Source organism: Ferruginibacter sp., from assembly GCF_031430955.1.
Lineage (GTDB): Bacteria > Bacteroidota > Bacteroidia > Chitinophagales > Chitinophagaceae > Ferruginibacter.
The window spans coordinates 1-9435 of sequence record NZ_JANPCM010000628.1 but is presented as its reverse complement, the minus strand read 5'-3'; the positions used below and the strand labels follow the sequence as shown (position 1 = coordinate 9435).

The following is a 9435-nucleotide window of genomic DNA, read 5'->3' as shown; positions in this document are numbered from 1 at the left end:
ATATAGTGTCATATCTGCAAAACTGCTTATTATGAAGATGCTATTATACAGTTTGGGTATCATTTTATTTGTCTCGTGTAACTGGCGAACCTACAAGCCTGCTATCGACAACAGGGATTATTCTAAAAAAGTAATGGGATGGAAAGCTAAATATGCCGCAGATACCGCCGTAAAAAAAATAAAATTTTACAATATAGCCCGGCCCATGATGGCAGCGGGTAAAATTTATGTGTTCGGTAATACCATCTTTCAAAATGATATTAGTAAAGGCATACACCTTATTGATAATGCTTCTCCGTCAAATGCACAGCGTGTAGCATTTATTGAATTGGGCGGCAATACAGATATTTCAATTAAAGGAAATTATTTGTACGCCAATAATTATAATGATATGGTGGTGATAGATATTACCAACATCACCGCACCGGTAGAAATAAAAAGATTTAAAGGTGTATTTAACACTATGGATACACAACGGCCTTATACATGGCAAGCTCCGCCCGATACAGGTTTTTATGAATGCCCGAGATACTTTAACGACTCAATGATTGTAAGCTGGGTAAAAGACAGTGTACAGCAATTTTGCCAAAGAAGATTTTAATACAATAATTTATGAGAACAATACTTTTTTTATTTTTTGCGCTTGCATTTTTTTCTTCATGCGAAAAAGCAGCTGACAGTACAAGTGCTGCAGCAACTACTACTACAGGCAAAGGCGGATCTTTAGCAAGATTTACTATAGTGGGCAATTATCTTTACCTGGCCGATGTTACCACTTTAAAAATATTTGATATTACCAATCCGCAGAGTGCAACTCAAAAAGGCAGCATCAATATGAACTTTGGTGTAGAAACCATTTTTCCTTATAAAGACAAATTATTTATCGGCTCAATTGATGGAATGTATATTTATTCTATTACAAATCCGGCACAACCGGTTTTACTCAGCCAGGCCAGGCATGTAAGAAGTTGTGATCCCGTTGTTGCCAACGACAGCACAGCATTTGTAACTTTATTAGGTGGCCAGCCCTGCGGTGCGGTAGAAGAAGGATTATATATTTACAACGTCTCCAATATTACCAGTCCGCTGTTAATTAAAAAACATTTAATGCCTACACCACGTGGCCTGGGTTTGGCAGATTCTATTTTATATGTTTGCCAAAAAAATAACGGCTTAAGTATTTTTAATGTTTCGGCACCGGCAACACCTGTACTGCGTAAAAAATTAACTACTTATATTTTTGAAGATGTGATACCTTACAACGATTTGTTGATTTGCTATATAAGCACAGGGTTGGTTTTGTACGATATAAGTAATAAAACAAATCCTGTACAACTGGCATTGATTAATAACTGATGCTTCAGTTTTTTGATTTTACAAAATGCATTTTTTTAATTCCTTAATAAAAAAGCCCTGATTTTAAACAGGGCTTTATAAATTATTTTTCTTTACTGCTGCTTACCAATCCACCGCATAACTAATCCTGTTCTTTACCTGCGGATAAATTTTTCTGTATAATTCATTCAGCACCTCTTCTTTACGGGGTTCATTATAATTTCTGTTATTTATTATTGCCCAGTCGTTGCTGTCAAGGGCCCTTCTGTCGCCGGTGTAGGTTGCATATTCCTGCTCCCAACGGTAATCATCACTATAAGTATTATAACTTATGTTTTTGCGGCTAACAGCATCTGTTATGTTTACATCCATTTGGGCACGGGCTGTAAAAGATTGCTTAACAATATTTACAGTAGCATAAACAGTTTGATAAATTATTTTTCCACTGGTATCACGGCCTGCTTCAATTTGTTTATTTACATTACGGGTGTAGTTGTACGTATTTGGCCTGGGTATATCCATATCACGCAGGGTTAAATCAACTACCCAGTCGGGTTGCACATTATCACGCCTTGCTTCCCACTCGGTATAAAAATTTGCAGGGTAGCGGCTGCTGTTTTTACCACCCAACTCTCTTACTAATGTTTGCTGAAAATATTCGTTGCTGTAATTGTAACCATAATTGCCCCAGCCGGTGTTAAAGAAAAAAGAGTTGTCCTGCACAGGGTTTATCACCACATTAATTATTGCATTTTGATAAGCCTCATCCATTTTTGCATTGGCATCTTTGTAGCCCGAAACATATTTATCTGTTTTTTTAAAATAACTGTAGGCTTTTTTTGCATCATCTCTTTTGTCGCTTTGCAATAATGTTGTACCTAGTTGATAATAATCTTCTGCAGCCTGTTGTTTAGTATCATAAATATCGTTTTGATAATTAGTAGGTGCTACCAAACTGCCTGCAGCGCCAGAATTACTAATGGCATAATACATTTGCTGCAGTGTGCTGTACTCATCAATAATTTTATCCCAACGGGTTATTTCTTTATAAGTTTTATAAGTGCTTATTTTTTTAAGATGTTTTTGCTGCACCCTTTCGTAAACAATGGGCAAAGCCCTGTTGGCCGAATCGTCGTTGCTGCGCTTGTTTAATGTTTTAACTACATCAAATAAAGTTTTGTCCTCATCGCCACGGCTTAAATAATCTTTGGTGGTTTTGCAGGATGCAAATAAAAAAACAGCAGCAATAATAAGTAAAAGTTGTTTCATAATTTGTTTCCTCCTTTTGCTTATTAATTACAAAGCAAATGCCACTGATAAAAACATAAGGCACACTATTAACATTTTAACAATTTCTTATTTATTAAAATGCTGCCACAATAAGGCAGACAAGTTTTTCGTCAGCATCCATGCTTCGTTTTCGTGTGTCCAACGCTGGTCTGTATTGTTTTTTGTAAAGATGCTGAAGATATAAGGTTGCTTTGCCATTACCAGTAACACTTCGCTGCGGCTGGCATCTACACAACCATTTTTGCTGGCTATAAAAACATCGGGTGGTATTTTAGATATGGCTTGCTCATCCCAGTAATTTCTGCCCAATAAACGGATCATTTTTTTTGAGGCACTGTCATTTATTATTTCTCCTTTGTAAATTTTTTCCATCAGCGTAGCCATTTCATAAGGCGTAGTTTGCCCCCAGCCGTATTGCGTTCTGTTATTTTCTCTTCCTGCAGTTCTGCTGTTAACCCTTGTAGCTTTAAAACCTGCGGAATCTAAAATTTCATTTATTCTTGCTCCGCCGCCAGATAATTTTTGCAACCATAAACTTGCTGTGTTATCACTGGTAGTAAGCATCAGCATAATAACTTTTGCCATTTCTATTTTAGCGGTGTCTTTTAAATTAGAGGTAACATCAAAATCGCTGTAAGCCAGCGAATCTCTGTACACCAGTTTCTGGTGATAATCAAATGTTTTGTTTTCTATCTTATCCATTATCCCAATAAGAATAGGAATTTTTACAATGCTGGCAGTAGGAAAAAGGGTATCTGAATTTATAGCAACAATTTTATTTGTTTTTAAATTCTTTACATATACACCCACATCTCCTTTAAAATCTTTTAATAACAAAGCTATTTGGCTGTATAATTTTTTATCTGTTTTTTGGGCCGGGCAATAGCCAAAAAAATATAATGATAACAGGAGCAGCAGTAATTTTTTCATAATCATTTAGTTTCAACAATAAATCTACTTAAACTAATCAGTTGGACAAATTATAAAGAAAATAGTTGAAAATCTTTCCGATTCCAGCCATTCACCCACCAAAATTTGCCATTCATAAATTTAAAGAAATATTTTTTAAATCTTCAAAACTGCTAAAACCCTTTACTGTATTGATTTGTATGCAAAGCAGACTAATGGCTACCACCCACTACTATAAAAAATATGGTATTATGTATTGCATAGTATTAAAATTCCTATTATCTTTGTTATGTGATAGAGAAAAACCGGATTTATTTATCACGAAAGTATAGCCATGAATTTTTAAAATAGCAAAGCCATGAACATTGATAACACAGCAAGCCAGATGCGGAAAGGAGTACTGGAATTTTGTATCCTTTCGGTAATTAAGCAGGGAGAAGCTTATCCTTCGGACATAATTGACACCATGAAGTCGGCCAACTTTAACCTGTTGGAAGGAACGCTTTATCCCCTGCTTACCAGGCTTAAAAACGCAGAATTTTTAACCTACCGCTGGGTGGAAAGTAACAGTGGCCCGCCACGTAAATATTTTTCGCTTACCGAAAAAGGTGCAGCTTTTTACCGGGAACTGGAAGCAACATGGAATGAGCTTGCCAACGCCGTAAAAGCCGTAACCGATGTAGATGCCAACAACATTAACAACAACAACTTCAACAAACCTTAATAAACAAAAAGTATAGCCATGATTTGTTTTTTAAGCCCCATCAACTAACGAAACAAAAATTATTTAGCCATGAAACAAGTAATCAATATTAATTTCCAGGGCCGTGTGGTACCAATAGAAACCACCGCTTTTGAAATACTAAAAAATTATACCGAAAGCCTTAACCGGCATTTTACAAACGAAGAAGGTAAAGATGAAATCATTAATGATATTGAAAGCCGTATTGGGGAACTTTTTCAGGAAAGAATTACCAAAGGTGCCACATGTATTACCGATGATGATGTAAACGCCATCATTAACAGCATTGGCCGCCCCGAAGATTTTGAACCAATGGAGGACAATACGCAAACAACTTCAAATGCTTCATCAAATAACCAGCAGCAATCATCAACAGCAGGCAGCACAACAGCAACAGGCCACAAAAGATTATACAGAAACGAAAATGATAAAGTGCTGGGTGGTGTGTGCAGCGGCCTTGCTAACTATTTTAATATTGATGTGGTAATTGCACGTATAATTTTTGTTGTGCTGTTATTTTCAGGCGTTGGCTTTTTAACCTATATTATTATGTGGATTGCAGTACCCAGTACTTCAACTGCACAAATTGGCGGCGCCAAAAGAAAACTGTTTAGAGATGCCGATGAAAAAATGATTGCAGGTGTTTGCAGTGGTATTGGAAATTATTTCGGTATTAATCCATGGATACCAAGAGCTTTATTTCTGTTACCATTTCTTTCTTTTCTTTCACGCTGGGGCCATTGGGGCGGCTTTTGGGATTTTGGTGATGTAATACGTTTTACATTCAGCCCAACATCCTTAATAGTGTATATTATTTTATGGATAGTGATACCCGAAGCTTTGACTACATCAGAAAAATTAGCCATGAAGGGAGAGAAAGTAGATATGAATTCTATAAAAAATTCGGTGATGGAAGAAATGAAAGGCGTAGGTAAAAAAGCAGAAAAATTTGGCGCAGAAGCTTCCGGCATAATTAATGAAAAAGCAAAAGCAATGGCGGGTGATGTGCAAAGCTTTACACGACGTAACCGGGGTGGTTTAGGAAATGTAATAGCAATGATCGCTAAAATATTTGCCTACTTTATTATAGGTTGTGTATGCTTTGGTTTGGTAATGGGTTTGTTTGCTCTGGGAGTTTTTTCAATTGGAGTTTTTCCGCTTAAAGATTATATACTAAAAGGTAGCTGGCAAAATTTTTATGCCTGGGGTACATTGGTATTATTTATTGCAGTACCTATAATTGCAATAGTTACATGGCTGATAAGAAAAATTGCGAGGGTGAAAACCAGCAGTAAAATATTACGCCTTACTTTCGGAAGTCTATGGACGCTGGGCTGGGTTTGTATAATCATGCTTTTTGCTACAGTAACACGAGATTTTAAAAGCAGCAGCCGTCTTGATGAACAACCTGTACAATTAAGCAACACACAGGTAAACAAAATGGTAATTACATCATCACTACCGTTTACAAAAAAGTATTATGGCCGTAACTGGATACGTTTTGAGCCTTTTGAAAATTTAATTGACGAGGATACTGCTTATGTAAGAAATGTATATGTAGAAATTGTAAAATCTCCTAACGACAGTTTTCAGGTGACAATGAAAAAAACTGCACGTGGTAATACAAGAACAGATGCTAACAACCTTGCCAGCCTTATAAAATTTAATGTGGAACAAAAAGATTCAATATTGCTTTTAGAAAAAGGAATTGCTATCAATAAAACAGATAAGTTCCGTAATCAAATGGTCATCATCACAGTGTATGTACCGGTTGGCAAACAGGTGCGTATTAATAACGGTATTGGCTGGCCTGTACATTTTGGATCAGACAGATGGAATGACAACTGGGACAATGACTACTATGATGGAGAACAGAATATCAGGTGGCAATCGGATGTGGATTATATAATGAAAGAAGATGGATTGTACACATTAACGGGAAGAAAAGCAGATGGGTGGAATGATAAAAATAACAGAAAACAAAATTCAAATAACAGCAAGCGCAGCTACAGGTATAACGCTATTGAAGATTCGCTGCAACGCAGGGAAGACTCATTAGAAAACAGGAGGCAACAAAAAGTGGATTCGATTGAGAGAAGGCATCAGCAGCAAAAAGATTCGATGGATAACTTACTGGAAAAAGAAAAAAATAAAATTGAAAATGCTAACGGCACCATACAAAAAACAGAACCCGAAACACTGAGTTCTATAATAATGCCAGGCGTTAATATTTTGCCCAACATTAATTAATTTTTCAAAAGTAGTTTAATCAATCAAAACCAAAATAACATCAACATGAAAAAATTTTTGATTCTTGTTGCCGCTGGTGTTTTTTTAGCAAATACTTTTTCATCCTGTTTTAATTATCACGATAACGATGTATCCATTTCTATACAGGAAGATGAGGACGAATACAAATTATCAGCACATTTTGAGGATAGAAAAACAAAGGCGGTACAAAATTTTATAAAAGAATACACCGCATCAACTGTAAATTTTAAAAGCAAGGGTAATAATTATGTTGATGCCACAGTTACGCTGGATGATAACACAAAGTTTTACATAAAATCTTACGAAGGCAGGTTAAAAATAAAATTTGATAAGGAACAAAATTCAGAGGAATCATATGAAAAAATAAAGGAAATGTGCGAAGGCGTAAAAGACCTGTTAGCCGAAAATTAATTTAAATAGTTTCGATAGTTGAGTTGAAGTTGAAACAAACACCGTCCCGTCATTTTTGACGGGACTTCTTTTTGATTACGTTCTGCAATAAATTAATAACACCTTACCTTTGCCTTCAGATATAATCATAAAAAATTTTCATGAAAACAACCCCCTTTACACAAAAACACATTGACCTTGGTGCAAAAATGGCCGAGTTTGCAGGTTACAATATGCCCATTAGTTACAGCGGTATTAATGATGAACATGCGGCAGTGCGTAACAATGCCGGCGTGTTTGATGTAAGCCACATGGGTGAGTTTATTTTAAAAGGAGAAAACGCTTTAGATTTAATACAAAGAGTTACTACCAACGATGCAAGTAAATTAACAGCAGGTAAAGCGCAATACAGTTGCCTGCCTAATAACGATGGCGGTATAGTTGATGATTTACTGGTGTATTGCCTGGAAGAAAATAAAAGTTACATGCTGGTTGTTAATGCCGGCAATATTGATAAAGACTGGAACTGGATAAGCAGTTTTAATGATAAGAATGTGGAGATGCATAATATTTCTGATAAAACAGGATTACTTGCCATACAGGGACCCAATGCCACAAGAATTTTACAGCCGCTTACAGATATGGACATCATGAATTTAAAATACTACACGTTTACAAAAGGAACTTTTGCAGGTGTAGATAATGTTTTAATCAGCGCAACCGGTTATACAGGTGCAGGCGGAGTAGAAATTTATTTTCCTACAGTTACTGAAGGTGAAAATGCAGCAGATGGCGCTAATAAAATTTGGGATGCTATTTTTGAAGCAGGAAAAACTGCCGGCATAAAACCCATTGGCCTTGGTGCAAGAGATACGCTGCGTTTGGAAATGGGCTTTTGTTTATACGGCAATGATATTAATGATACCACATCGCCATTAGAAGCCGGTTTGGGATGGATAACAAAATTTACAAAACCATTTACCAACAGCGAATATTTTGAAAAGCAAAAAGCAAAAGGCGTTACAAAAAAACTAGTGGGTTTCGAAATGATGGAAAAAGGCATTGCCCGCCACGGTTATGATATAAAAGATTTTGAAGGAACAATAATTGGTACAGTTACTTCGGGCACCCAATCGCCATCGCTGGGTAAAGCGGTTGGCTTAGGTTATGTTGATACTAAATTTGCAGCTATCGACAGCGAAATTTATATCAGCATTAGAAATACTTTATTGAAAGCTAAAGTAGCGAAAGTGCCTTTTGTTTAAACCCCTATCCCCTAAAGGGGTAAAAGCATATGTCAAAAATTCATCTTACAACATTTATTGCAGCGCCAATAGAAAGGGTTTTTAATTTAAGCCGCAGCATTACATTGCACAAAATTTCTACAGCTCATACCAACGAAAAAGCCATTGCAGGCGTAACATCGGGTTTAATAAATAAAGATGAAACCGTAACCTGGCAGGCAAAACATCTTTTTAAAACAAGGCAGCACACCAGCAAAATAACGGAAATGCAAAGCCCCGATAGTTTTACTGACGAAATGATAAAAGGCGATTTTAAAAACTTTAAACACCATCACCATTTTAAGCAAATCGATAATGGCACTATAATGATTGATATTGTAGATTTTGAAAGTCCTTATGGTTCACTCGGAAAATTTTTCAATGCTCTTTACCTAAAAAAATATATAGAAAAGTTTTTGATAAAAAGAAATGATATTATAAAACATTACGCCGAAACTGAAAAGTGGAAAGTAATATTGCTTTAATTTTACCCCGATGCAAACAAACAAACCCACATTATACACTTGTCTTAGCCCGGCTTTATTACATTTATACGATTTAAAAAATGCAGTGGTGGTAATTATAGATGTGTTCAGGGCAACATCAACTATTGCAGCCGTTTTAAAAAATGGTGCCAAATGCATAATTCCTGTAGATGAAGTTTTTAAAGCTATTGAAATAAGTAAAAAAATTGATGCACTTGCTGCCGGTGAAAGAGACGGGCAAATTGCAGAAGGCCTGCAACACGGTAACTCACCCTTAGAATATTCAAAAGAATTTATTGAAGGAAAAACTTTAGTGCTTACCACCACTAACGGCACCAAACTTTTACAAATGGCACTGGATAATAATGCCGATACAATTATCTGCGGCTCTTTCCCAAATCTTTCATCGGTGTGTAAATATTTAATGGCACAAAATAAAAATGTAGTGCTGGGTTGTGCCGGATGGAAAGACCGCTATAATATTGAAGACACTTTATTTGCCGGTGCAGTCATCAGTACAGTAAAAGAACATTTTACTATTCATTGCGACAGTTCGTTTACTGCAGAATTATTGTACCAAAACAATAAACATGATTTAGCCGGTTTTGCACCCAACCTCACCCATTATCACCGCCTGGTAGATCGCTTTGGTTTAATAGAAGATATAAATTTTTGTTTAACACCCGATGTGGCCGATGTACTGGTGGTTTATAAAGAAGGGAAATTAATT

10 protein-coding genes are annotated in these 9435 nt (G+C 36.2%); 8 read left to right on the top strand and 2 right to left on the bottom strand.

Translation table 11 applies throughout. The features are described 5' to 3' along the window. Positions 1-601: hypothetical protein (locus ACY65O_RS17835; RefSeq protein WP_462222214.1), on the top strand; the 601-nt coding region annotated here is incomplete at its 5' end. Positions 602-612: 11 nt separating this feature from the next. Further along, positions 613-1356: an LVIVD repeat-containing protein gene (locus tag ACY65O_RS17830; RefSeq protein WP_462222213.1), complete on the top strand. Its 744-nt coding sequence runs from the start codon at positions 613-615 to the stop codon at positions 1354-1356. Between the two features lie 102 nt (positions 1357-1458). Here ACY65O_RS17830 and ACY65O_RS17825 read toward each other — a convergent pair whose 3' ends face one another. Both ACY65O_RS17825 and ACY65O_RS17820 read right to left on the bottom strand, forming a co-directional pair. After that, on the bottom strand, positions 1459-2604 hold the full coding sequence (locus ACY65O_RS17825; RefSeq protein WP_462222212.1) for a hypothetical protein: 1146 nt from the start codon (positions 2602-2604) through the stop codon (positions 1459-1461). Between the two features lie 87 nt (positions 2605-2691). Further along, positions 2692-3555, bottom strand: a complete 864-nt coding sequence (locus tag ACY65O_RS17820) for a serine hydrolase (protein WP_462222211.1) — start codon at positions 3553-3555, stop codon at positions 2692-2694. Between the two features lie 337 nt (positions 3556-3892). Here ACY65O_RS17820 and ACY65O_RS17815 point away from each other — a divergent pair, with 337 nt between their 5' ends. The 6 genes from ACY65O_RS17815 to ACY65O_RS17790 all read left to right on the top strand — a co-directional run. Next, a complete protein-coding gene (locus ACY65O_RS17815) occupies positions 3893-4258 on the top strand; it encodes a PadR family transcriptional regulator (RefSeq protein WP_462222210.1) in 366 nt (121 codons plus the stop codon). 69 nt (positions 4259-4327) lie between these two features. Next, complete coding sequence (locus ACY65O_RS17810) at positions 4328-6526, top strand: PspC domain-containing protein (protein WP_462222209.1); 2199 nt, start codon at positions 4328-4330, stop codon at positions 6524-6526. A gap of 45 nt (positions 6527-6571) precedes the next feature. Then, positions 6572-6958, top strand: coding sequence for a hypothetical protein (locus tag ACY65O_RS17805; protein WP_462222208.1), 387 nt, complete (start codon positions 6572-6574; stop codon positions 6956-6958). A gap of 140 nt (positions 6959-7098) precedes the next feature. Further along, positions 7099-8202, top strand: coding sequence for a glycine cleavage system aminomethyltransferase GcvT (gcvT, locus tag ACY65O_RS17800; protein ID WP_462222207.1), 1104 nt, complete (start codon positions 7099-7101; stop codon positions 8200-8202). A 29-nt stretch (positions 8203-8231) separates the two neighbouring features. Beyond that, positions 8232-8705, top strand: a complete 474-nt coding sequence (locus ACY65O_RS17795; RefSeq protein ID WP_462222206.1) for an SRPBCC family protein — start codon at positions 8232-8234, stop codon at positions 8703-8705. Positions 8706-8715: 10 nt separating this feature from the next. Then, positions 8716-9435: 2-phosphosulfolactate phosphatase (locus ACY65O_RS17790; protein WP_462222205.1), on the top strand; the 720-nt coding region annotated here is incomplete at its 3' end.